Raw genomic sequence first — 23,934 nt, 5'->3', positions numbered from 1 at the left:
GGCGTGGATCTTTCCACCTTCACGCCCGGCTCCGCGCTGGTCGTCGTCGTCGCGCTCGCCATCGCCCCGTTCTTCGCGGTGATGGTGACGTCGTTCACGAAGATCGTCGTGGTACTGAGCCTGTTGCGCAATGCGCTGGGCCTTCAGCAGGTGCCGCCGAACATCGTCCTGAACGGCCTCTCGCTGATCCTGACGATGTACGTCATGTACCCTGTCGGCCAGCAGATGCAGGCGCAGATCCAGCAGAACCAGTCGGTGGCGGCGGGCAGCGCCATCGCCGGATCGACGGGCACGATGCTGACCGCGGTCGACGCCGGCAAGGAGCCGTTGCGCGCGTTCCTCATCAAGCACAGTTCGCCGACCGAGCGCGGCTTTTTTCTGCGCACCGCGCAGCGCGTCGGCAATCCGGAAGTCGCCTCGACCATGACGGACCGCGACTTCATCGTCGTCGTGCCATCGTTCGTGGTGCGCGAACTCAGCCTCGCCTTCCAGATCGGCTTCCTGATCTTCCTGCCGTTCCTCGTCATCGACCTCGTCATCTCCAACATCCTGCTGGCGATGGGCATGATGATGCTGTCCCCCACCACGATATCGTTGCCGTTCAAGCTGTTGCTGTTCGTGCTGGTCGATGGCTGGGTGAAGCTGTCGCACGGGCTGGTGCTATCCTATGTCTGACGGGAACGGGTCTGACGGGAGGCACGCGCGATGAACGGCGATTTCGTCACGCTGACCAACGAGGCATTGTGGCTGGTGCTGATCCTGTCCGCGCCGCCGATCATCGTCGCGTCGGTCGCCGGACTGCTGGTCGCCGTCGTGCAGGCGGCGACGCAGATCCAGGAACAGACGCTGCAATACACGATCAAGTTCTTTGCGATCGTGCTGACGCTGTTCGTCACGGCCTCGCTGCTCGCGGGTGCGCTGTATCGCTTCGGGGACCGCGTGTTCACGGAGTTCGCGGTCATCACGTCACAGTGATCGGGTAAGATGAACGGCGTTGCCAGGTGAACGGCTGGGCCGACCAGACGCTGTTGCTCGGCATGGCGACCGCGCGGATCGCGACCGCGTTCCTGCTGCTGCCGATCTTCTCCAGCGAGACGGTGCCGGCGCTGGTCCGCAATTCCGTGTTCATCGCGCTCGGCCTCGTGTCGTTCATCCTCCAGCCGGCGATCGACATTCTCGCGCTCGGGCCCGGTCAGTGGCTCCAGATCTTCGCCAAGGAAGTGTTCGTTGGCCTCGTTGTCGGGTTCTTCTTCGGGTCGGTGCTGTGGGCGCTGGAGGCGGCGGGGCAGATCATTGATACCAAGGTCGGCGCGACGCTGGCGCAGATCGTCGACCCGCTGTCGGGGCATCAGACCTCGCTCAACGGTGCCTTTCTGGGCCGACTGGCGGGTGTGGTGTTCATGGCCTCGGGCGGACTGACGCTGCTGATCGGCGTGCTGATGGAAAGCTACGCGCTGTGGCCGATCGCCTCGACCATGCCGGTGCTCGATGCGCGCGGCCTGAACCTGTTCATCGGTGAGTTTGGACGGCTGACGGTGCTCGCCACGCTATTCGCGGCACCGGTGCTGACGGTGCTGTTCCTGATCGACATGGCGCTCGGCCTGATGAACCGCTTCGCGCAGCAACTGAACGTCTTCACCCTGTCGCTGTCGATCAAGGCATTCGCCGCGACGCTGGTGCTGTTCATGCTGGCGGGATCGTATGTGGAGATCGTCGCGCGCGACATCCGTAGTCGGCCCGATGTCGTGATCGGCATCCTGAAGGGCCTGAGCAAGTGACCGACGATGCCGAGCGGCTCGCGGCGATCGCGGAGCTGCTGCGCAAGGCGGATGCGCAGCCCGGCGCGGCAGCCCCGGTCACGCTCGGCGAGCATATCGTGGAGGCGGCGCGGGTCCCCGCGCGCCACCGCGACGCGCTGTTGAAGCTGACGCCGATGGAGCTGACCTGCATCCGTTTTCTGGGATGGGGCCGGGCGAACGCCGATATCGCGACGCTGCTGCTGATTTCGGAGAACACCGTGCGCGTGCATCTGTCGAACGTGACGCGCAAGCTGGAGCTGGACGGCATGCGCGAACTCGCCGCGCTGGCGGGGATGCTGTTCTACCCTGCGGATTGAGCGAGGCCGGCGACCGTCAGGGTCAAGCGCTCAGGGATAGCCGGCTTTCCTGCACAATCGCGCCAGTTCCAGATATCGCGGGTTCTTCGCGCCAAGCCGGGCGCGCACCTTCGGCACCTGTCCGCAAATCCGGGCGGTCTTCTCGGGCGAGCCCCGGCCGCCGTCGTCGCGCACGCCGCCCCGTTCCGCGTAGCCGCGCGCCGTGCCGCTCAACACTTGTCCCTGCGCGATCATGGCCGGATCGAGTTGTGCCGCCACCGGCGCACACCAGAGTGTGGTGACGATAGCGACGACCGGGATGCCACGAACCTTGAACATGCAATTGCTCCAGCGCCTAAGCCGATGCGGGTCGGCCACGTTCGATATCAAGACCGGCAGGTTGCGCCGACCGGGACACCGTCAATACCCCGCCTTCCGGCAAAGACGCGCGAGTCCCAGCACCTTGGGGTGCTTGCGGCCCCAGCGCGCTCGGTACTGAGGAAGAGACGCGCATATCCTCGCGTCGCTTGCGGAGGTGCGACTCGAGGCCCGATCTCGCACACCTCCGCGTTCCGCATACCCGCGCGCCGTGCCGCTCAGGACCTGACCCTGCGCGACGAGGCCGGGGTCCCACTGCGCACCGACCGGAGCCACGGCGAGTCCGGAGGCCATGAAAGCGATCAGGGCGGGAAAGGGATTGGGCTTCATCAGGCTTCCTCCGACAACGACACAACGAGTTCGATCACCCAGGTTTCGGCTGACCATCCTGACGTCACCGGTAACCAGCCCGACGGCAGAGCCGTGCCAATCGGACGATTCGCGGATCGGAAGCACCGAATCTGGCGCGAAACGACGGTATTGCGGAACAGGCGCGACGCGTGCTGGGCTGTCGCGCGGTCGATCGCCGCTTCGACCGGTCCTGCCGAGCGACCTGCTCGGCCTGTGCGTCCGCTGCCGAGCCGAGCGCCATCACGCCGGTGTGATCGAGTGGGCTGGTGTACAAATCCTGCGCCCTGGCATGCGTGCCGCATCCGGCGAGCAGAGCCGTAGCCGCGAGAGCCAGCATCGTCGGGTACCGGGGTGCGGCGGAACGCGTCGCACTCATCGGTATCCGGCCTTGCGACAAAGCTGCGTCAGCCGGATGATCTGGCGATTGGATCGGCCATAATGTGCGCGGTAGGTCGGAAGTTTCGCGCAGGTGCGGCGCGTATTCGCATCTGATCCGCCCCGGCCGCGCGATTTCCCGCCAGACGACCGGGTGGAGGCTTCGGCGGCGGCGCCCATCGTGATCGCCGGCATATAATCGACAGGGTTGACGGGGCCGAGCACGTCCTGCGCAGCGGCGGGGGCTACGATCAAGACCAGCGCTCCCGAATATACGAGATGGTGCATAAGGCTTTCTCCGTAACGGTCACATTGCCGGCGATCACCGATATCCTGCCCGCCTGCACGCTCTGGTCAGGCGGACGATCCGCGAGTCATTGGCCCCAAGCTTCGATCTGTACATCGGCAACTCGCGGCAGGTCTGCGCATCGGAAACGCTCCGCGAACGAGCTGCGCGGCGGCGAGAGGAACTCCGGACATCCGCCTCGATCGCCGATCCCATCGTGATCGCGGGCATATAATCGACCGGGTTGACCGGTCCGAGCACGTCTTGCGCTGCGACGGGCGACGCTATCGATAACAGCGTGCAAAGAAGAGCTTGGTGCCTCAGCATGTCACCTCTCTAAATGCCCGCTGTTCAGAGATCGCACGCCTGGTCAGAGATAGCCCGCCTGGCGGCAGAGGCTGGTAAGCTTGATGATCTTTGGATCTCTCGCGCCGAGTTTTCTACGAAAGGTGGGCAGGCTCTGGCACGTCCGGATTGCGGAGGCTTCGCCGCTGGGCACAGACCGATTTCTGCTGCGCGATTGATTTCGCATGCCCTCGACCATGACGTTTGGCGTCGACCACGCGGCCGGATCAATGGGCGTCATCTGGGCGCTCCCGCCGGACGGGATAAGTATACCGGCCAGAAGACCAGCAGCGATGGGGACCCTCAGCATCGTTTCCTCCTCGGTCAGCAGTACAGCATGATCACCATAGCCATCGCTAAATGAACCTGCCGTGAGCCTAACGACACAGGGGGTGGAACAGTTGCTCCACCCCCGGCCGCCCGGGCTATGTCGGCTATCTTAACCCTTGCGGGCGGTGTTGTTCATCGCTTCACCGATCGTCTTGATCGACGTGTTGGCGGCGTTCATCACCAGACCGAATTCCTGCGCCAGCACGGTGAACTCGCTGGACTTGCTGGCCGCGCCATCGCTAATTTCGCGCGCCATTGATCCCATGCGATCGGCAAGGTCGTCCATCTTGGCGCCCAAGACCTCGGCGAGGGCCATCAGCCAGCCCTTGCCCTTGCCGCCGGCTTTGGCATCCTTGACGTCGTCGCCCTGCGATAGTTCGTTCAGCACATTGTCCAAGGTTGCCTGAGTCTCACGCTGTGCGGTGGCAATATCCGAGATGCTGGCTCCGGTGCGCTGACCCATGTCGTTGATCGAGCTTTGCAGGTCCTGATTCGAAGGGCCGCCAAAACCGATATGGCTGCCGATTGCAGCGCTGATGTCAGTCTGAGGCAGGTTAAGGCGCTCGCCCATCCCTTGGAGCAGCTGCTGGCTCATGTTGCCGAACAGCTGCGTGGCGAGCTGAACCCCGATGCCGCCGGCAGGTCCAAGCGCAACCGTGGAGAGAAGCGATACAGCGTTGAGATTGATACCGAACATTGTCATTCTCCCATCAATCATCCCGGCGGGTGAGCCCGGTCCGGGGGGTCGAAGGGCGACGCCGATCGCCGCCTTGCCGACTCTTTATGGCGACTTCCGACGGCGGGCGCGCTCAGCAAATCGACTAGACGTCTAATCGAAACGCTTAGAGGGCCGCCGATGCTGACTAGTCGGAGCGACTATGGCGCCGCGTCCGCCTTGCTCGCATATCGGGAGCACGTTGGAGCAATAGCCATGACACCGATCGACCGCATTTCATCCCTGTCGCCCGCTGCTCAGCCGGGCACTTCCTCCGTTGAGACTGCCGCCGACGCGACACGCGCTGCGCTGGGGCAGGTCGGGCACCGCGTGCTCGCCTGGGTAGGAGCCGTGGCTCCGACCTCCGCACCGGCGGAAGCGTGGACGGCTCAGGCGGGCGTGTCGGACGGGTTTAGGCCGGACATGGCCGAACTGGCGCGGGGCGGCGACGTCTATGGCCTCAAGGGGCTGACGGACATGCTGTCTGATCGGTTCGGGGCGACGCCGGCGCAGTCGGGTGAACTGCACCGCGCGCTGGAGGATTTCACGCGTGCCGCGGTGGTGCATGTCGCCGGCCTGTCGGGCGGATCGGCGGATCAGCAGATCGCAGCGATGGGGCAGGCGCTCGATGCGTCGGTCAACGGAAACGGCGCCGGCGGTAACCATAGCGGCATCGACGGCGTGATCGATGGGGTCAATGCCGCTGCGGCACGACTTTCGGTCGGCCTCGAATAGCCCGGCAGTCATCGCCCGGAACTTCCAGGCGTTTGGCCGGTCTATAGCGGCAGAAGCAGGGGAATTCGCCAATGAGGTTGCTCGTCCTGACCGCCGTGCTGGCGATTGCCGGCAGCGCAGAGGCTCAAACCGGCGGGGCGCCGGCGAAGGCGTCCGCCAGCAAGGCGACGGTGGCGGACCCGCAATCGATCCGGATCGGCAAGGAGGTCGTGGCCCGGCCGTTCGGCGCTACGCTGGTCGATCAGGTCCGCGTCGTCGGCACCGTGCGCGGCCGCACGGGACGCTATCATTTGGTTCGCGGCGCGGCGGCTGGCGAGTGTCCGGCGCGGTACGTCATCGTGACTCAGCCAGCGACGGGGGCATTGCAGGTGTCCGCACCGTTCGGCACCTGTGCCGACGGCGCGACGCTGCGGTTGCGCGCCGGAGCGCCGAGCGTTGCGATGCCCGACCCGGTGTCGCGGCAGATCGTGCAGTTCGACTGGGTCGATGGCCGCATGACGTCACCCGCAGCGGCGGTAGCGCTGGCCGCGGCCGATACGACGCCGGGCTGTGTGTCGCCCTACACTGTAAGCGCGTCGGTCGAGGCGGAGACGATCGCGCGGTTCGAGCGGTACTATCCCGACGCGTATCGGCGCGGTTCGCTGTTGAAGCGTACCGACATCGCACCCGATCAACTCCGGGAGGTCGTCGCCGGCCTTGCCTGTCTGTCGACATGGCCGAGCGGTGGCAAGATCGTCGCCGAGACGGCAACAGAGCTGTTCGCCAGTAAGCGCCACGGTGCACGTGCTTTCGCGGAACTGGAGCGTCTGGGCCGCGATGGCGACGCCGGCGTCTACCAGCAGGCCGCCGCGCGCAGCTTCGCTGCGGAAATGCGGTACCGCGTCGAACGCCGGTCGGTAGTGCGGATCTGACCGGCATATTACGGCAGGTCGGGCAGGCCGCGGCGATGACATTCGCGCGCAGCCAGCCTTGTCGTACGTGTCCGGAAAGGTCCGAATAGGTCATAAACTGTGACCTTGTTGCAACGGTTCTGACGAAAACCAATTTACCAAAATCGTCAAGTTTACTCAGCCACATAGCGGCTTATGCAGCGTCCGTTCCGGGTCAGCCCGGTGATGATTGCACGCACGTGAGCGGACCGCCCGAGGTGGCCGCGTAAGGGGAGTAACACCATGATTAGCTCAGCGACCAAGTGGCGCGCACTCGGCGGTAGCGTCTCGACGCTGGCCGTTCTGCTCGCCATGAGCGCCCCCGCGGCAGCGCAGAACGCGCCGGCTCCCGCGCAGGACGCGGCCAACGCCGAAGCCCGCTCGGCCGAACCCACCACGCAGGTCCAGAACGCGACCGACGCCACGGGTGCGGCCACGGAAGGCAACGACGAGATCGTCGTCACCGGTTCGCTGCTGCGTCAGACCGACTCGGCGACGCCGTCGCCGGTCACGACGATCACCGCGGCCAATCTGGACGCGCGCGGCATCAACACGGTGCAGGGTGCGATCCAGTCGCTGGCATCGAACAACGGCCCGGCGCTGACCAACTCCTTTACCGCCAACGGCGCCTTCGCCGGCGGTGCGTCGGCGGTGTCGCTGCGCGGTCTGTCGACCAACTCGACCCTCGTGCTGTTCGACGGTCTGCGCGCGGCCTATTACCCGCTCGCCGACGATGCGACGCGCAACTTCGTCGACCTCAACACGATCCCCGACGATATCGTGGACCGCATCGAGGTCCTGCGCGACGGCGCATCGTCCAGCTACGGCGCGGACGCGATCGCGGGCGTCGTCAACGTCATCACCAAGCGCAAGTTCAACGGTATCAGCGGTCGTGCGGAAGCGGGCATCAGCCAGGACGGCGTCGCGGCCAACCAGCGCCTGACGCTGACCGCCGGCACCGGCGATTTGGATGAGAAGGGCTACAACGCCTACATCAGCGGCTTCTTCTTCCGCAGCGAGGCGGTCTACAATCGCGACCTGCCCTATCCCTTCAACTCCGCCGACCAGCGCGGCGTCGGCACGGGTGGTCCGAACAACATCGCCAACGGCCTCGGTTCCGACGGCTTGCTGCCGAACAACGGCGTCATCGCCGGCGCGAACTTCTTCGTGCGTCCCGCGACGGGCACGACGGCCGTCCCCGGATCGCGATATCAGCTGCTGACACCGGGCTGTCTGAACGGCACCCCGTACAACACCACGGACGCCGATCGTGCGCAGACCAACAACGGCGCGATCGCCAACGTCGTCTGCCAGCAGGATCTGGTGAATCAGTACGGCGTGGTGTCGCCGAACATCGAGCGTTTCGGCGCGTCGGCGCGGTTCACCGGCAAGGTCGGCGACAATGCGGAGGCCTATTTCCAGGTCAATTTCCAGCAGTCCTCGTCCAACTACAGCGGCGATCCGTCGGTCATCCGCGGCAACGCGCCGGCGGGCATCCTCTTCCCGCAATTCTCGACTTCGTCGGCGGCGGCGCAATATGCTCCTGGCTCGGCTCCCCTGACGCTGCCGGTCTATGTCTGCCCGCGTGGTACGGTGAATTGCGGCGCCACCAACGGCACGCTCAACCCAAACAACCCCTTCGCGGCGGCCGGTCAGACGGCGCTGCTGCTCGGTACGCTGCCGAACTCGGTGACGTACAACGCCACGCGCAACCGCGTCTATCGTGCGGCAGCTGGTGTGCAGGGCACGATCGACGGTGGCTGGAACTACCGCGTCGATGCGACCGCGATGCACACCGACTTGCGTCGCACGCAGGCAGGCTATGTCTATATCCAGCATCTGCTGGATGTGATCGCGGACGGCAGCTACAACTTCCTCGACCCGTCGCAGAATTCGCAGGCGACGCGCGATTACCTGACCCCGACCAACATCGCGGACTCGAGCTCGGACCTGTACCAGTTGCAGGCGTCGGTTTCGAAGGAGCTGTTCCAGCTTCCGGGTGGCGCGGCTCAGCTCGCATTCGGGGGATCGGTGTTCTACGAGGCAATTGACGCGCCGTCGGCGAACCCGGACATCAACGGTCCGACGCAGCGGTATTTCACGATCAATGCGTTCGGCACCAGCGGCAACCGCACGGTCAGCTCGGCCTTCGGCGAGTTGCAGCTGCCGATCGTCGAGCAGTTCCTGGTGAACGCCTCGGGCCGTTACGATCATTATTCGTCGGGCCAGAGCAACTTTTCGCCAAAGATCGGCGCCAAGTTCACGCCGTTCCGCCAGCTGGCGGTGCGGGGAACGTGGTCGCGCGGCTTCCGCATCCCAAGCTTCGGTGAGGCCAACGCTCTGCCGACGACCGGTTATGTCACGAACAATGCGACGTTGTTCAACGACACGTACCTGGCGCAATATGGCTGCACGGTCGCCACGTTCGCCGACTGTCCGACCTACATCCGGTCCGGCAGCTACGGTCAGACGACGCTCGCCAGCCAGAACCTGAACCCGGAAAAGTCGCGTAGCTTCACCGCCGGTATCGTGTTCGAGCCGATCCGCAACGTCGCCCTGACGGTCGACTTCTTCGACATCAAGAAGACGGGTGCGATCACGACGCTGACGGCGGGCGACGCACTGGCCGCCTATTACGCAGGCGAGACCATCCCTGACGGCTTCGAGGTCATTCCGGACGCGGTTGGCGTCGGGTTCGAAAACGCCACGCCGCGCGTTGGTCTGGTGCGGTCGCAGCTGGTCAATGCCAACACGATCCACTCGCAGGGCCTGGATATTGGCGGCACGGCGCGTTTCGACCTGACCGACGGCCTCCGCTACACGATCTCGGGCGAAGGCAGCATCCTGTTCGACCTGAGCACGACGTTTCCGGGTGGCCGCAAGGAGAAGTATGTCGGCACGCTTGGCAACTACAACCTGACGGCGGGTTCGGGCACGCCCCGCTGGCGCGCCAACGTCACGCAGACGCTCGACATCCAGGACCAGTTCAGCCTCAGCGGCACGGTGAACTACGTCGCCGGGTATAACCTGTCGGCGGAGGATCAGGGTGGCGTGCGCGGCGACGGCGGCCTGGCGGTCGATTACCTGCCGGAGAATGTCGACGGATACATCACCGTCGACCTCGTCGGCACGGTCAAGGTCACGGACAAGTTCAGCTTCTACTTCAACGTCCTGAACCTGCTCAACGACCTGCCGCCGCTCGATCCGGCGACCTATGGTGCGTATCTCTACAACCCGGTGCAGGCGGGTGAGGGCATCTTCGGCCGTCAGTTCCGCGCCGGCGTCAAGTTCGGCTTCTAAGCCGGTATGACGAAGAAAAAGGGGCCTCGGCGATATTCGCCAGGGCCCCTTTTTCGTGTGTTTACGCCCGGACGACGGTCGCCGTGGGTCGCCAAGAATTCGCTCGTTGAATAGGAACATCGCATGACGAAGATGACGATCATGATCGCCTCGGCCGCCGCGCTGCTGGTGGCAGCCTCGTCAGGCGCTCAGGACGCGCCTGCGAGCAAGGAGACGCCCTCCGCCACGCCCGATCCCGACAAGAAGGTGTGCCGCCGTGAGCAGGCGCTGGGGAGCTTCCTGTCGAAGAGCGTATGCCACACGCGCCGGGAGTGGGCGACGATCGACAATGAGAACGGTGTCAACGCCGAAAACGCGCTGGCACGTCGCCGCACCGGGGTGCCTGGGCGCAATTAGCGGGACGAGCGTCCCGCCGTCCACCCACGCGACGGGATGTCTGCCGGTCAGAAGGATGGCGTCTGCGCGGTGGCTCGGGCGAGCCGACGTCGCGGCGTGGAACTGCAGGCCACGTGATCCAGCCCGCGGCTTGAAAAAGGCGCGGCAGAATCCGCCAGTGGCGGTTCCACCGAGCAGCCACCACATCGCGCGGAGGCGGTATTCCGACGATGTTGGGGCTGGCTCCCTGAGTAGGATTCGAACCTACGGCCGCTCGATTAACAGTCGAGAGCTCTACCGCTGAGCTATCAGGGAATGCCGTGCCGCGGTCCTATAAACGGTCGAAACGGCGGCGCAACCCCTTGCGTGACCATATTGCGACAATCCGTTCACGACCGCCGGACTGTGGTGGTCAGGCGATGAACTGTTCCATCGTGATGCGGTCGTCGAGCGCATGTTCGGGATCGAACATCAGCGTCAGTTCGCGCGCGCGATCGACGCAGATCGTTACCTCCGCCACGTCGCGGATCTCACGCTGGTCGGCGACGGCCGACACCGGTCGCTTACCGGAGTCGAGCACCCGGATGGCGATCCGCGCCTTGTCGGGCAGGATGGCGCCGCGCCAGCGCCGGGGGCGGAAGGGGCTGATCGGCGTCAGCGCCAGCAGGTTCGATCCCAGCGGCAGGATCGGGCCCTGCGCGGAGAAATTGTACGCGGTCGATCCTGCGGGCGTGGCGACGAGGATACCATCGCAGGCGAGCTCGGGCAGGACGATGCGATCGTTGACCATCACCTCCAGCTTGGCGGTCTGGCGCGTTTCGCGGAGCAGCGACACTTCGTTGATCGCGGGCATGGAGTGGATGCGCCCGTCGCTGCCGGTGACGGTGCATTGCAGCGGCGTGACCTTGAACGGACGCGCCTGTTCCAGTCGCCCCTCCAGACCATGCCGGCGCCACTCGTTCATCAGGAAGCCGACGGTGCCCAGGTTCATCCCGAACACCGGCACGGGCGCCTTGCGACGCTCCAGCATGCGATGCAGCGTCTGGAGCATGAAACCGTCGCCACCGAGCGCGACGATCAGGTCGGCATCCTCGACATCCACCCAGTCCTGCGCATCCGCCAGTTCCGCCGCGGCGGTCTGCGCCGGGGCGGTGGGGGAGGCGACCAGCGCCCGCCGCGGCGGCTGGCTCATCCGCCGGTGACGCTCATATGCCGGGCGACCGCCGGGGCAGAGCCGGCCTCGATCCGAAAGTCGTGGCGCGCGGGCTTGCGGCCGAGGCCGATGTCGATCGCCTCGTCCAGCGCCCCAATGCCGCCGTCGCGCAACGCAGCCTTCAGATCGACCTGATCGTCGTGACCGAGGCAGAGGTACAGCTTGCCCTCGGTCGTCAGCCGCACGCGGTTGCAGCCGTCGCAGAAATTGGCGGTCAGCGGCGAGATCAGGCCGAGACGCGTGTCGGTGCCCTCTACCCGCCAATAGCGTGCCGGTCCGCCGGTGCGGTGCGAATCACGGACCAGCGGAAACTCCGCGGACAGTGCGTCGAACACCGAAGTGAGCGGCAGGAAACGGTCCGTGCGATCCTCGTCGATCGCCCCGAGCGGCATCGTCTCGATCAGCGACAGGTCCAGCCCTTCCTCGACGCACCAGCGCAGCATCGGCGCAAGCTGGTGTTCGTTGAGACCCTTGAGCGCCACGGCGTTGATCTTGACCCGTAGTCCGACATCGCGGGCCGCGCGGATGCCGGCGATAACCTGCGTTACGTCGCCGTGCCGGGTGATGAAGCGGAAGGTGTCGGGTTCGAGGCTATCGAGGCTGACGTTGACGCGGCGGATCCCGGCGTTGACCATCTCGCTGGCATGTTCCGCGAGGTGCGTGCCGTTGGTGGTCATCGTCAGTTCGTCGAGGCCGGAGCCAACCAGTCGGCCGAGCCGTCGCACAAGCTCGCCGACATCGCGGCGGACCAGCGGCTCGCCGCCCGACAAGCGAATCTTCGTGACGCCGCGCGCGATGAAGCGTTCGGCGATGATCGCGATCTCTTCCAGGCTCAGCAGTGCCGATCGCGGCAGGAACGTCATCTTCTCCGACATGCAATATCGGCAGCGGAGATCGCAACGATCGGTGACGGAGATGCGCAGATAGCGGATCGTTCGGCCGTGCGGGTCGATCATCGGGTTGGTGGTGGCGCAACTCATCACGAAAGGAGCTAGGATGCGGGAGGGGCGGCGGCAAGCCCGACTTTTCTCCGCGCGAGCGCAACCTTTCACCGCGATGCCGAACATGCTCTTCCCACGACGTGCGGCTTTCCCCTAGGATCGGGCAATGAACGGGGGCGAAGAGCAGGGCGGGGCCGTGCCGCTGGTGGATGCGCGTGGTCGGCCCGACGCGGCTCTGACGGAGGTCGTCGCGCTCGCCGCCGATGGAGGACCGCTGCTGGTCCTGCTCGCGGCTGGCGAAGACCCGCTGCCCTATGCCGCGGCGGGAGCGAGCCATTTCCTGACCGAGCCGTGCGATGACGCATCCGTGACGGCCGCCCGCCGGTTCGCTGCCATGGCCCGACTGCACGAGCGGCGCACGCCGCTAGGCGAAGCGGCCGACATACCGAACGCTTTCCCTGCGCAACGCGACAAGGCGGTGATCGCGGTCGCTCTCTCGCGGATCGACCTGCTCAACGCCGCGCATGGGCGCGGCGCGGGCGATGCGGCGCTGTTGCAGGCGGCCGAACGTATCTCCGCGGCGACGGGGGCGTCCGTCACGACCCTGTCAGCGGCACGTTTCCTGGTGGCAGTGCACCAGGGCGAGGCGGCCGCCGCTGTCGCCCGGATCGCGCAGGCGCTTGCGCGGCCCTATGCGATCGGCGACGTGCCGGTGATGGCGGGTGCGCGGTTGGGACTGGCGCAGCCGGAGGCCGGCGACGATACCGCCGCGCTGGTTCGCCGCGCGATCGACGCGCTGGAACATGCCCGCGCGAGCGACGGCGCGACCGTGCGGGTCGCCGCGCGGGAGGGGGCGGCGCCGCCCGACGAACTCGCGATCGACCTGCATCATGCGGTCGCGGCCGGGGAAATCGCGGTGGTGTTCCAGCCGCAGGTGGAGATCGCGACGGGGCGCATCGTCGGGGTGGAGGCGCTGGCGCGCTGGTCGCATCCGCGGCTGGGGTCGCTGGGCGCGGAGGAGTTGTTCGCCGCCGCCGACCGCGCAGACCTCGGCATCGCCTTGTCCGATCATATCCAGGAACTGGCGCTGGCGCGGGCGGCGGCGTGGCCGCGGTCGCTGGGTACCCTGCGATTGTCGGTCAACCTCACTGCGGCCGACGTGACCCGCGCCGGCTTCGCGCGGCTGTTCCTCGACCGCGTCGACGCCAGCGGTTTTCCGCGCGGACGTTTGACGGTCGAGGTGACCGAGACCGGCATGATCCGCGAACTGGATGCCGCGGCGGCGCTGCTCGCCGAACTGCGCGGGGCGGGGTGCCGGGTGGCGATAGACGATTTCGGCACGGGCTATTCCAGTCTGGCTTATCTCAAGGCGCTGCCGCTCGATTATCTGAAGATCGACAAGGCGTTGGCGCGCGACATTACCGGCAATCCTCGCGACCGCGTCGTCGTGCGAGGGGTGATCGAGATCGCCCGGGCGTTGGGCCTGGCGGTGATCGCCGAAGGGGTCGAGACGCCGCAGCAACTGGCCTTGCTGGCAGCGGAAGGATGCGGCTGGTATCAGGGCTTCCTGCGCGCTGGCCCGCTCGACGAGGCTGCGCTGGTGCGGATGGTGGAGGGACAATGATCGGTTCGTCGATGATGCTCGTGCTGGCTCCCGCCGCGATCGTGGCGCAGGCTCCCGCAGAAGACGGTGTCGGGAAGGCGATGGCGGAAAGCGCGGCGGGGTGGAACACCAACGATCTCGATCGCTTCCTGGCAGTGTATGCCGACGATGCGGTGTTCGTGACCGGCGACGGGGACGGGCTCGCGCGGGGCAAGGCAGCGATCGCGGCCCGGTACCGGAAGAATTACGGCGCGACCGGCAAGCTGCGCGGGACGCTGAGTTTCAAGCCGCTGGTGGAGAAGGCGCTCGATCCGACGCACCGGCTGTACATCGCGCGGTGGACGCTGACCGGCGACAAGATCGAGACCGGCATGACGACGCTGGTGTTCGAGAAGCGCGGTGGCAAATGGCTGATCCTGAGCGACCATAGTAGCTGATCGGTAGGGGGCCACCCCGGGCAGTCGCGGCGGCGCTATATCCTGGCAGGCGGTGGGACTCATGTTGTCACCCTCTCCATCATGCCCGGACGAGTCCGGCATGACGCAGCAGGGGCGACGCGTTTGATCGCTTGTAATTAGGCACTGCGAGGTCGGATATCTTCCGCCTCTCACCCTGCCGTTTTCGCCAACCCCTTCGACAATTGCAGCGCGCCATGCAGTCGAGCCTTGGCGTCGGGCCACGCCCGGTTGAGGACAAGCTTGCCGTCGGGGCGCAGCTTCGCGACATCCTTCAGCCTGTCGACATAGGCCAGCAAGGCATCAATATTCGCCGGTTTATTGTCATGGAAGCTGACCAGTACGCCCTTCGCGCCGACGTCCATCTTGGCGATGCAGGCCTTGCGCGCATTGAGCTTGATCTCGATGACGCGGATCAGATTGTCCGTCGCGTCGGGCAGCGGCCCGAACCGGTCGATCAGCTCCGCCGCGAACGCCTCGATCTCCTGCGAAGCCTCCAGCTCGTTCAGGCGGCGATAGAGGCCCATGCGCAGGTCGAGATCGGGGACATAATCCTCCGGGATCAGGATCGGCGCATCCACGGTGATCTGCGGACTGAAGTCGCGCGGGCGATCGCGCAGGCCGCCGGCCTTCGCATCCATGATCGCCTCTTCCAACATCGACTGGTAGAGTTCGTAGCCAACCTCCTTGATATGACCGGATTGTTCGTCACCCAGCAGGTTACCGGCCCCCCGGATATCGAGATCATGACTGGCCAGCTGGAACCCGGCCCCCAGCGAGTCGAGATCGGACAGCACCTTCAGCCGCTTTTCCGCGGCGTCGGTCATCTGCCGCTCCGGCGGAGTCACGAGATAGGCATAGGCGCGCGTCTTCGCGCGGCCGACGCGCCCGCGTAGCTGGTAGAGCTGGGCAAGGCCGAAGCGGTCGGCGCGGTTGACGATCAGCGTGTTGGCGGAGGCGATGTCGATGCCGCTCTCGATGATCGTGGTCGATACCAGCACCTCGAACTTCTTGTCGTAGAAGGCGCTCATCCGCTCTTCGACATCGGTCGCACTCATTTGGCCATGCGCCACGACGTAGCGGATTTCGGGCACCTCCTTCCTCAAGTAATCTTCGAGGTCCGGCAGGTCGGCAAGCCGCGGCGTCACGATAAAACTCTGTCCGCCACGATAATGCTCGCGCAGCAGGGCCTCGCGCAGCACGACCGGATCCCAGGGCATGACATAGGTGCGCACCGCGAGGCGATCGACCGGCGGCGTCTGGATCACCGAGAGTTCGCGCAGGCCCGACATCGCCATCTGGAGCGTACGCGGGATGGGCGTCGCGGTCAGCGTCAGCATGTGGACGTCCGCCCGCAATGCCTTCAGCTTCTCCTTGTGCGTGACGCCGAACCGCTGTTCCTCGTCCACGATCACCAGCCCCAGCCGCTTGAAGTCGATGTTCTTCGCCAGCAGCGCGTGCGTACCGATGACAACATCGATCGTGCCCGCTTCCAATCCGTCGCGCGTCGCCTTCGCCTCCCCCGCGGTGACGAGACGCGACAGGCGCCCCATCTTCATCGGAAAGCCATCGAACCGGGCGCTGAAGTTGTTGAAATGCTGACGCGCGAGCAGCGTCGTCGGGCACACCACCGCGACCTGCTTGCCGGCCATCGCCGCAACGAAGGCGGCGCGCAGGGCCACCTCGGTCTTGCCGAAGCCGACATCGCCGACGATCAGCCGATCCATCGGCTTGCCCGCGGCAAGATCGTTCAGCACGTCGTCGATCGCGCGGTCCTGATCGTCGGTTTCCGAATAGGGGAAGCGGTCGACGAAGCTGGGATAGCCCGCGGCGTCCGGCTCCATGACGTCCCCCTGATGCAGCGCGCGCTCGGCTGCGGTCCGGATCAGGTCGCCCGCGATCTCGCGGATGCGCTCCTTCATCTTCGACTTGCGACGCTGCCACGCCTCGCCGCCTAGTCGGTCGAGGCTGGCGCTTTCCTCGCCCGATCCGTAGCGGCTCAGGACTTCGAGGTTCTCGACCGGGACATACAGCTTGTCGCCCCCGGCATATTCCAGCGCGACGCAATCGTGCGGGCTCTTGCCGACCGGGACGGAGGTCAGCCCGACATAACGGCCGATGCCGTGATCGGCGTGAACGACGAGGTCGCCCGGCGACAGCGTCGCGAGCTCGGCGAGAAACGCATCGGCGGACTTCTTGCGCTTGGTCCGGCGGACCAGCCGGTCGCCGAGCATATCCTGCTCGGTCAGTACGGCGACACCGGGGGCCGTGAAGCCGTGGTCGAGCGGCAGCACGACCAGCGCGACGCCGAAGCTCTTGGCGGTATCGGCGACGCCCAGCGCCTCCTGCCACGTCTCCGCCGTTTTGCCGCCCTTCAACCCGTGATCTTTCAACAGGTTGCCGAGGCGTTCTCGCGCGCCGATCGAATAGCTGGCGAGGACCGGCCTACGACCGTCCTTGCGCAGTTTCTCCAGATGCTCGACGACCGCTTCGTAGACGTTGGTCTGCGCGGCGCGCTCCGGGGCGAAGTCACGGGGGCCGTCGACCTCGAAGTCGAGGACGGTTTTCGACTCTGGCTCGTGATAGGGGGTCGTGACGTGGGTGGTCGCCGTATCCAGCGCGGCGCGCCACTCGTCGGCATCGAGGTACAGGGCCTTGGCGGGCAGGGGGCGATAGCTACCCGGCTGCGCCGCCTCCGCGCGTTTACGGTTTTCGTAATAGTCGGCGATCGCCTCGAACCGGCTTTCGCCTGCGGCACCCGTGACGCCGTCGCGGACGATCACGGCCTCGGCGTCGAGATGATCGAACAGCGTTACCAGCTTGTCCTCGAACAGGGGCAGCCAGTGCTCCATGCCGGCGAGACGGCGACCGTCCGACACCGCCTGATACAGCGGATCGCCGGTCGCGGTGGCGCCGAACCTCTCGCGATAGCGCGTCCGGAAGCGCTTGATCGACTCTTCCTCCAGCAGCGCCTCGGACGCGGGCAGGAGGGTGAAGCCGTCGATGCGGCCGGTGGTGCGCTGGTCCAGCGCATCGAAGGTGCGGACGCTCTCGATCTCATCGCCGAAGAAGTCGAGGCGCAACGCCTGTTCCTCCCCGCTCGGGAACAGGTCGACGATGCCGCCTCGAACAGCATAATCTCCTTGATCGTGAACGGTTTCCGTCCGGACATAGCCATTGGCTTGCAGGAGTGTGGCAAGATCGTCGCGGCCGATCCGCTCGCCCGGCGCGAGCGTCGCGACCAGCTGGCGGATGCGGAATGGCGTCAGCGCGCGCTGGGTCGCGGCGTTCACCGTCGTCAGCACCAGTTGCGGCGTCTTCGGCTTGGCCTGCAACCGATGCAGCGCGGCGATCCGCTCGGCCATGATGCGCAGCGTGGGGGAGGCGCGATCATAGGGCAGGCAGTCCCAGGCGGGGAACTGCACCACCTCCAGATCGGGTGCGAAATAGGGTGCGGTCGCAGCGATCGCGCGCATCGCCTGATCGTCGGCGGCGACGAACACCAGCCGCGTCTTCGCCGCCCGTGCCAGATCGGCGAGCAGCGATGGGCGGAACCCGTCGGGGACGCCGGACAGGGTCAGCGGGGTCTTGGCGGTCAGGATCGTCTTCAGGTCGGGCATGGTATCTCCCCCCTCCCGATGCGGGAGGGGCTAAGTCATTTGGCGATGGGGACGTAGCCGAGCTGGCGCATCGCATGCATCATCGGGCCGTCCCATTGCGGCGGACAGGGGAGCGACCCGATCGCCCACGCCATGATGTCGACATCCTGTTCCTCCAGCAGCGTCTCGAACCAGTCGAGCTCGTCGGCAGTCCAGCCGGCGTGATGCGCGTCGAAGAAACCGCCGATCATCAGGTCGGCCTCCTTCGTGCCGCGGTGCCAACTGCGGAATCGCAGACGCTTGATGCGGATTTCGTGATCCATAAGGCTCCCAACGGCGATGAGCCGGCGGGCGCTGGCGGCGCCCGTCGGCTGGGGTATAGGAGCGTATCTAGTCATGCGTCCCGCTATCCTCAATCCGCTGTTCGCAGAGGTCACGTCGCTGAAGGGCGTCGGGCCGGCGCTCGCCAAGCCGCTCGACCGGCTCGGGCTGGCGCGTGTCGTCGATGTCGCGTTCCACCTGCCAACGGGTTGGGTCGATCGGGTCGCGCGCGAGGAACTGGACGCGGCCGATGCCGGCCGGATCATCGCCATCGTGCTGACGCCGCGCAGCTATCGCGAGTCGAACGGGCGCGGACCGACCCGGGTCAACGCGTTCGACGCCGCGGGAAATGCCGTCAGCCTGACCTATTTCGGGGGGCATCCCGGCTGGGCGAAGAAGCTGCTGCCGCTGGGCGAGCCGAAGCTGGTGTCGGGGAGGCTGGACCAGTACGGCCAGGATCTCCAGATCGTACACCCCGAACTGGCCGATCCGGGTGAGGTCCTGCGGGCGCGCGAGCCTATCTATCCCCTGTCCGAGGGGGTGACGTCGCGGCGACTGTCGGGATTCGTCGAGCAGGCGATCGAGCGCGCACCGGTGCTGCCCGAGTGGATCGAGCCGGGGCTGAAGGCGAAGCGTGACTGGCCCGACTGGCGCGAGGCGCTGGTCCGCATCCACGCCGATCCCGCCGACGCGACGGCGCGGGCGCGGCTGGCCTATGACGAGGTGTTCGCCAACCAGCTGGCGATGACGCTGGTGCGCGCCGACACGCGCAAACGCCGAGGCCGGGCGCTGGCGGGCGATGGCCGGCTGCGCGACCTGTTGAAGCTGCCGTACAGCCTGACGGGCGCGCAGGCGCGGACGGTGCGGGAGATTGAGGGCGATCTGGCGCAGGAGGCACCGATGCTGCGGCTGCTTCAGGGCGATGTCGGGTCGGGCAAGACGCTGGTCGCGGCGATGGCGACGCTGGTCGCGGTGGAGGCGGGGGCGCAAGCGGCGATGCTCGCCCCGACCGAGATCCTTGCGCGGCAGCATTACGAGACGCTGCGGCGCACGCTCGCCGGGCTGCCGCTGGAGGTCGCGGTGCTGACCGGGCGCGACAAGGGGCGGGTGCGGGAGGCGACGCTGATGGGGCTGGCCGACGGATCGATCGATATCCTCGTCGGTACGCACGCGATCTTTCAGGAGGCGGTCGGCTATCGCGATCTGGCGCTGGTGGTGGTGGACGAGCAGCACCGGTTCGGTGTCGCCGAGCGGCTGATGCTGCAAGCCAAGGGCGCGCGCCCTCCGCACCTGCTGGCGATGACCGCGACGCCGATCCCGCGTACGCTGACGCTGGCGCAATATGGCGAGATGGACGTCAGCCGGCTCGACGAGATGCCGCCGGGCCGGCAGCCGATCGAGACGCGCGTCATATCGGAGGATCGGCTGGACGAGGTGGTGAATGCGCTGGGTCGCCACCTTTCGGAAGGCGGGCAAGCCTATTGGGTGTGTCCGCTGGTCGAGGAGAGCGAGAAGTCGGATCTCGCTGCAGCCGAGGCCCGGGCGGAGGAACTCGGGCGGCGCTTCCCGGGCAAGGTCGGCGTCGTTCACGGCCGAATGAAGCCCACGGAGAAGGACGACGTTATGGCGGCGTTCTCGGCGGGGGCGCTGGGCGTGCTGGTCGCGACGACGGTGATCGAGGTCGGCGTCGACGTGCCGAACGCGACGCTGATCGTGATCGAGCATGCCGACCGTTTCGGGCTGGCGCAGCTCCATCAGTTGCGCGGACGCGTGGGGCGCGGCGGCGGTCTGTCGCGCTGCCTGCTGGTGCGGGGATCATCGCTGTCCGAGACGTCGCGCGCGCGACTGGCGCTGATGCGGGAGACGAACGACGGCTTCCGCATTGCCGAGGAGGATTTGTGGCTGCGTGGGGGTGGCGAGATGCTGGGGACGCGCCAGTCCGGGGAGCAGGGCTTCCGCCTTGCGCCACCCGACCTGCTGCCGGACCTGCTGCAATGCGCGCAGGACGATGCGCGGCTGCTGGTTGATCGCGACGGCGGTCTGGAGGGCGAGCGGGGGCAGGCGGCGCGGATAGCGCTGTACCTGTTCGAACGCGATGCGGGGGTGGCGCGGCTGCGGTCGGGCTAGCAGCATTGACGGGTTCGGCCCTTGCGGCCAACGATCGCGGTCATGGCTGCCCTGATCCCCATCCTGATCGTCCTGCTCGCCGGTGTTGGCGTCGCCGTGCAGCCGCCGACCAACGCCGCGCTCGCGAAGATATCCGGGTCGCTCTGGCTCGCTTCGCTGGTGTCGTTCGCGGTCGGTACGATGGTGCTCGCGGCGGGATGGGCCGCGCTGGACCGCACACCGCTCTCCGCCCTGAAAGGGGCACCTGGCTGGGCGTGGGCCGGCGGGCTGTACGGTGCGTGCTTCGTCGCCGCCCTGGCCTATGCCGCGCCGCGGCTGGGCCTGGCCTCGACGTTGACGATCGCGGTCGCAGGGCAACTCGTCACGGCCATCCTGCTCGACCATTTCGGGCTGTTGGGCTTGAAGGTCGAGCCCGTCAGCGTGGCGAGGATCGGTGGTGTCGCGCTGGTCATCGCCGGTGTGCTGCTGGTCCGGCGTGGCTAAGACGCTGACCCGGCGTCCCGAATTGTTACAAAGCCGTGACGGATGCGTATTGACCGGCTGTCATTAGAAGATCATGCAGGTATCCAGAGGGTCGGGCCGGGAGTGATCCTGCCGTCCAGCCCAGCCTTCCCGATGTCCGTCGGGGGAAGCCGCCGGTCGCAAGATCGGCGGCTTGTTTTGTGTTCAGGCGCGGCGGATCGCCTGTAACAGCTGGTGATAGTCGGACATCCCGATCATCCGCTCCAGCCGGCACCCGATGCGACCACCCAGCGACCAGCGGACCTCGGCGGCGACCTTGCCGACCCGCGGCAGCGTGATCTGGATGCGGTCGCCCTCGCCATATTCGCCGTCGACTCGTACCATCAGCCCGCGGGCGGAGACGTTGACGACCGTCGCCAACCGCTCGATCCCATCCGTGCACGCCAGACGGGTGCGGTGGATGACGTCGATGCGGGGTTCGCTGCGATCGTCGATGCTGGTGCGAAGGCCGGCGCTGTTCATTCTCGATCCTCGTCGCGTCGGCTCCGATGACGCGAACTTCGTATACCGGTGCGAATCCTTACCGGACGTTAATCTGCATTACTGGGAACCAGCATTCCGTGATGCTTTTTGCCCGCTGACAGCCGGCGCGGTGCAGCAACGGCGATCGACGCCGCGTCGTCGCCGATCGCCTCGCCGTCGACGCGCGCACCGCCGCCCGCGATCAGGCGCTTCGCTTCGCCCTTGGATTTCACGAGCCCGAGCCCGAGCAGCGCGTCGAGCACGCCGATCGACCCGCTCACCATCAAGGTCGGCAGTGCGGCACCACCTGAACCCTCCTCGAACGTCCGGCGCGCAGTCTCGGCAGCCTCCTCGGCGGCGGCACGGCCGCGGCACATCGCCGTCGCCTCGTTGGCGAGCACCTTCTTCGCCTCGTTGATCTCCGCGCCGGGCAGCGCTTCCAGCCGGCGGATCTCGTCGAGCGGCAGGTCGGTGAACAGGCGCAGGAAGCGCCCGACATCGCGATCGTCGGCGTTGCGCCAGAACTGCCAGTAATCGAAGTGCGGCAACTGATCTTCGTGCAGCCACACCGCACCCGACATCGTCTTGCCCATCTTGCCGCCATCCGCGGTCGTGATGAGTGGGGTCGTCAAGCCGAACACTTCGGTGCCGTCCATCCGCCGCGCCAGTTCTATGCCGTTGACGATGTTCCCCCACTGATCGCTGCCGCCCATCTGCAACCGGCAGCCGGCACGGCGCGACAGTTCCAGAAAGTCGTACGCCTGCAAGATCATGTAGTTGAATTCGAGGAACGACAGCGACTGCTCGCGATCCAGCCGCAGCTTGACGGAATCGAACGACAGCATCCGGTTGACGGAAAAATGCTGGCCGACATCGCGTAGGAACGGGATGTATTCCAGCGCGTCGAGCCAGTCCGCATTGTCGAGCATCACCGCGTCGGTCGGTCCGTCGCCGAAGATCAGGAAGCGTTCGAAAATCCGCCGGATCGACGCAACATTGGCCTTGATCCCGTCCTCGCCCAGGAGCTTGCGCGCCTCGTCCTTGAAACTCGGATCGCCGATCTTGCCGGTGCCGCCGCCCATCAGCACGATTGGCTTATGGCCGGTCTGCTGAAGCCGGCGCAACAGCATGATCTGCACCAGGCTGCCGACGTGCAGCGACGGCGCGGTCGGATCGAAGCCGATATAGCCGGGGACGATCTGCTTCGCCGCCAGCGCATCGAACGCCACCGCGTCGGTCTGCTGGTGGATGTAGCCGCGGTTGCCGAGGACGGTGAGCAGGTCGGACTGGTAGGACATGGCCGGCGGTTAGCAACTCGCGGGCGCGGCGTCACGTCCCGCGGATTGCGTCACGTCTGCGGAAGTTGCGCCTGCGGATCGACGGGAGTCCGGCCCTTGCGCAGTTCGAAATGCACTTCTGGCCGGTCGGCTGCGAAGCCCGTATCGCCCGACAGCGCGATCGTCTGGCCGCGCTTGACGCTCTGGCCGCGGCTGACCAGCAGCTTCGAAGCATGGCCGTAGACGCTTGTCCAGCCGCCGCCATGCTTGATGATGACGAGGCCGCCCAGCGCCTTGATGCCGTCGCCGGCATAGGCGACGACGCCGTCGGCGGTCGCACGGATGGGGGTCGACAGCGGCACCGCGATCTTGATCCCGTCGCTGCGTTCGCCGCTGGCACCGGGGCCGAACCGCTTGACGACGCGGCCGTCGACCGGCCAGCCGAAGCCGCCCCCCGCCAGCCGGACCGGCGGCGCGACCGGGGTGGTGGGCGGCAGCTTGCGGGTCGGTCGCGACACCGGCCGCGCGGGTGCCTGGTTCTGGGCGAGCGCCGGCTCGCCGCCGGTCAGGATGTCGTCGACGTCGAGGCGGAAGGCCGCCGCGCGTTCGGACGCGCGCGATTGGCCGGCGGCGGTGCCGGGGATCACGATCCGCCGCCCGGCGCTGAGCGTGTACGGCTCCGCCAGCACGTTCGCGGACACGATCCGCGACCATTCCACACCGTAGGCGCGGGCGATCGCGATCCCCGTCTCGCCCGACCGGACGAGGTGATAGCGCCCCGCCGGGATATCAAGCCTTTGTCCGATCCGCACGGTGTAGGGCGAGGCGATGCCGTTCGCGCGCGCGATCGCGTCCAGCCCCGCGCCGGTGCGGTCGGCGATCCGGCGCAGCGTGTCGCCGGACCGCACGGTGTAGGTCGATGCCTCGACCTCCACTGCATCCGCTGCGACAGGGCGCGCTTCCCAGGCCGGCTTGGAACTGGCGGCCGGCAGCGCGACGGTGCCGACGCGGCGATCCGGCTCCTCCGCCGCGCCCAATGTATCTTGCGGCGGTTCGTCAGGCACGGGGTCTGCGACCGGTTCCGCAGGTCGTTCGGCAGGCCCTCCGAATGGCGGGGTCCTGTAGGAGGCAGGCGGCTCGACCTGCGGGATGCAGCCGGCGAGACCGACCGCGATCAGCAGGAGCGCCCGCGTCCGCATC

At 66.7% G+C, this 23,934-nt stretch carries 22 protein-coding genes and 1 tRNA gene; 12 read left to right on the top strand and 11 right to left on the bottom strand.

Annotation, left to right across the window (positions count from 1 at the left end):
* Nucleotides 1–3: 3 nt before the first annotated feature.
* From sctR to AC0CH8_RS04020, 4 genes are read left to right on the top strand one after another with little or no spacing between them, the layout of a single operon-like run.
* Entirely contained in the window at nt 4–675 is a 672-nt protein-coding gene (gene sctR / locus AC0CH8_RS04035) for a type III secretion system export apparatus subunit SctR (protein WP_318293451.1), read from the top strand.
* A gap of 30 nt (nt 676–705) precedes the next feature.
* Nucleotides 706–975, top strand: coding sequence for a type III secretion system export apparatus subunit SctS (sctS, locus tag AC0CH8_RS04030; protein ID WP_204194018.1), 270 nt, complete (start codon nt 706–708; stop codon nt 973–975).
* A 26-nt stretch (nt 976–1,001) separates the two neighbouring features.
* Nucleotides 1,002–1,778 (top strand): type III secretion system export apparatus subunit SctT, encoded by a 777-nt coding sequence (gene sctT / locus AC0CH8_RS04025; RefSeq protein ID WP_465238793.1) that lies wholly within the window; start codon nt 1,002–1,004, stop codon nt 1,776–1,778.
* Nucleotides 1,775–2,116, top strand: coding sequence for a LuxR C-terminal-related transcriptional regulator (locus AC0CH8_RS04020; RefSeq protein ID WP_204194015.1), 342 nt, complete (start codon nt 1,775–1,777; stop codon nt 2,114–2,116). The genes sctT and AC0CH8_RS04020 overlap by 4 nt, the downstream gene beginning before the upstream one ends.
* A 30-nt stretch (nt 2,117–2,146) precedes the next feature.
* Here the strand turns inward: AC0CH8_RS04020 and AC0CH8_RS04015 are convergent, their stop codons facing one another.
* From AC0CH8_RS04015 to AC0CH8_RS04005, 3 genes are all read right to left on the bottom strand, one after another.
* A complete protein-coding gene (locus AC0CH8_RS04015; protein ID WP_465238792.1) occupies nt 2,147–2,434 on the bottom strand; it encodes a hypothetical protein in 288 nt (95 codons plus the stop codon).
* Nucleotides 2,435–3,196: 762 nt separating this feature from the next.
* Nucleotides 3,197–3,487 carry a hypothetical protein gene (locus AC0CH8_RS04010; protein WP_465238791.1) on the bottom strand — a complete coding sequence of 97 codons (291 nt, stop codon included), beginning with the start codon at nt 3,485–3,487 and terminating at the stop codon, nt 3,197–3,199.
* A gap of 782 nt (nt 3,488–4,269) precedes the next feature.
* Nucleotides 4,270–4,857 (bottom strand): hypothetical protein, encoded by a 588-nt coding sequence (locus AC0CH8_RS04005; protein WP_465238790.1) that lies wholly within the window; start codon nt 4,855–4,857, stop codon nt 4,270–4,272.
* Nucleotides 4,858–5,091: 234 nt separating this feature from the next.
* On the opposite strand from AC0CH8_RS04005, the gene AC0CH8_RS04000 reads away from it, so the two are divergent.
* The 4 genes from AC0CH8_RS04000 to AC0CH8_RS03985 all read left to right on the top strand — a co-directional run bounded on the left by AC0CH8_RS04000 (nt 5,092) and on the right by AC0CH8_RS03985 (nt 10,235).
* Nucleotides 5,092–5,610: a hypothetical protein gene (locus AC0CH8_RS04000; RefSeq protein ID WP_465238789.1), complete on the top strand. Its 519-nt coding sequence runs from the start codon at nt 5,092–5,094 to the stop codon at nt 5,608–5,610.
* Between the two features lie 71 nt (nt 5,611–5,681).
* Nucleotides 5,682–6,521 carry a hypothetical protein gene (locus AC0CH8_RS03995; RefSeq protein ID WP_465238788.1) on the top strand — a complete coding sequence of 280 codons (840 nt, stop codon included), beginning with the start codon at nt 5,682–5,684 and terminating at the stop codon, nt 6,519–6,521.
* Between the two features lie 261 nt (nt 6,522–6,782).
* The gene (locus AC0CH8_RS03990; protein WP_465238787.1) at nt 6,783–9,839 is read left to right on the top strand and encodes a TonB-dependent receptor plug domain-containing protein; all 3,057 of its coding nucleotides are present in this window, start codon (nt 6,783–6,785) and stop codon (nt 9,837–9,839) included.
* 123 nt (nt 9,840–9,962) lie between these two features.
* The gene (locus tag AC0CH8_RS03985; protein ID WP_465238786.1) at nt 9,963–10,235 is read left to right on the top strand and encodes a hypothetical protein; all 273 of its coding nucleotides are present in this window, start codon (nt 9,963–9,965) and stop codon (nt 10,233–10,235) included.
* A 219-nt stretch (nt 10,236–10,454) separates the two neighbouring features.
* Here the strand turns inward: AC0CH8_RS03985 and AC0CH8_RS03980 are convergent.
* From AC0CH8_RS03980 to moaA, 3 genes are all read right to left on the bottom strand, one after another.
* Nucleotides 10,455–10,529 (bottom strand) — tRNA-Asn (locus AC0CH8_RS03980).
* Between the two features lie 97 nt (nt 10,530–10,626).
* A complete protein-coding gene (locus tag AC0CH8_RS03975; protein WP_465238785.1) occupies nt 10,627–11,406 on the bottom strand; it encodes an NAD kinase in 780 nt (259 codons plus the stop codon).
* Nucleotides 11,403–12,407: a GTP 3',8-cyclase MoaA gene (gene moaA, locus AC0CH8_RS03970; RefSeq protein WP_465238784.1), complete on the bottom strand. Its 1,005-nt coding sequence runs from the start codon at nt 12,405–12,407 to the stop codon at nt 11,403–11,405. The genes AC0CH8_RS03975 and moaA overlap by 4 nt, the downstream gene beginning before the upstream one ends.
* A 127-nt stretch (nt 12,408–12,534) precedes the next feature.
* Here moaA and AC0CH8_RS03965 point away from each other — a divergent pair, with 127 nt between their 5' ends.
* Both AC0CH8_RS03965 and AC0CH8_RS03960 read left to right on the top strand, forming a co-directional pair.
* A complete protein-coding gene (locus tag AC0CH8_RS03965) occupies nt 12,535–13,992 on the top strand; it encodes an EAL domain-containing protein (RefSeq protein ID WP_465238783.1) in 1,458 nt (485 codons plus the stop codon).
* Between the two features lie 11 nt (nt 13,993–14,003).
* Nucleotides 14,004–14,408: a YybH family protein gene (locus AC0CH8_RS03960; protein WP_465238782.1), complete on the top strand. Its 405-nt coding sequence runs from the start codon at nt 14,004–14,006 to the stop codon at nt 14,406–14,408.
* 170 nt (nt 14,409–14,578) lie between these two features.
* On the opposite strand, the gene mfd is transcribed toward AC0CH8_RS03960, so the two are convergent.
* Together mfd and AC0CH8_RS03950 are read right to left on the bottom strand one after the other, a co-directional pair.
* The gene (gene mfd, locus AC0CH8_RS03955) at nt 14,579–18,046 is read right to left on the bottom strand and encodes a transcription-repair coupling factor (RefSeq protein WP_465238781.1); all 3,468 of its coding nucleotides are present in this window, start codon (nt 18,044–18,046) and stop codon (nt 14,579–14,581) included.
* 35 nt (nt 18,047–18,081) lie between these two features.
* The gene (locus AC0CH8_RS03950) at nt 18,082–18,348 is read right to left on the bottom strand and encodes an FAD assembly factor SdhE (RefSeq protein ID WP_055847837.1); all 267 of its coding nucleotides are present in this window, start codon (nt 18,346–18,348) and stop codon (nt 18,082–18,084) included.
* Between the two features lie 73 nt (nt 18,349–18,421).
* Here AC0CH8_RS03950 and recG point away from each other — a divergent pair, with 73 nt between their 5' ends.
* The gene (recG, locus tag AC0CH8_RS03945; protein ID WP_465238780.1) at nt 18,422–20,473 is read left to right on the top strand and encodes an ATP-dependent DNA helicase RecG; all 2,052 of its coding nucleotides are present in this window, start codon (nt 18,422–18,424) and stop codon (nt 20,471–20,473) included.
* Nucleotides 20,474–20,515: 42 nt separating this feature from the next.
* Nucleotides 20,516–20,956: a DMT family transporter gene (locus AC0CH8_RS03940; protein WP_204193969.1), complete on the top strand. Its 441-nt coding sequence runs from the start codon at nt 20,516–20,518 to the stop codon at nt 20,954–20,956.
* A 183-nt stretch (nt 20,957–21,139) separates the two neighbouring features.
* Here AC0CH8_RS03940 and AC0CH8_RS03935 read toward each other — a convergent pair whose 3' ends face one another.
* From AC0CH8_RS03935 to AC0CH8_RS03925, 3 genes are all read right to left on the bottom strand, one after another.
* Nucleotides 21,140–21,457 carry a PilZ domain-containing protein gene (locus AC0CH8_RS03935; RefSeq protein ID WP_465238779.1) on the bottom strand — a complete coding sequence of 106 codons (318 nt, stop codon included), beginning with the start codon at nt 21,455–21,457 and terminating at the stop codon, nt 21,140–21,142.
* Nucleotides 21,458–21,525: 68 nt separating this feature from the next.
* Entirely contained in the window at nt 21,526–22,755 is a 1,230-nt protein-coding gene (gene tyrS / locus AC0CH8_RS03930; protein ID WP_465238778.1) for a tyrosine--tRNA ligase, read from the bottom strand.
* 50 nt (nt 22,756–22,805) lie between these two features.
* On the bottom strand, nt 22,806–23,933 hold the full coding sequence (locus tag AC0CH8_RS03925) for a peptidoglycan DD-metalloendopeptidase family protein (protein WP_465238777.1): 1,128 nt from the start codon (nt 23,931–23,933) through the stop codon (nt 22,806–22,808).
* Nucleotide 23,934 lies beyond the last annotated feature (1 nt).

The sequence above is a fragment of the Sphingomonas sp. AC435 genome (assembly GCF_979253005.1).
This window is presented reverse-complemented; position numbering and strand designations above follow the sequence as displayed.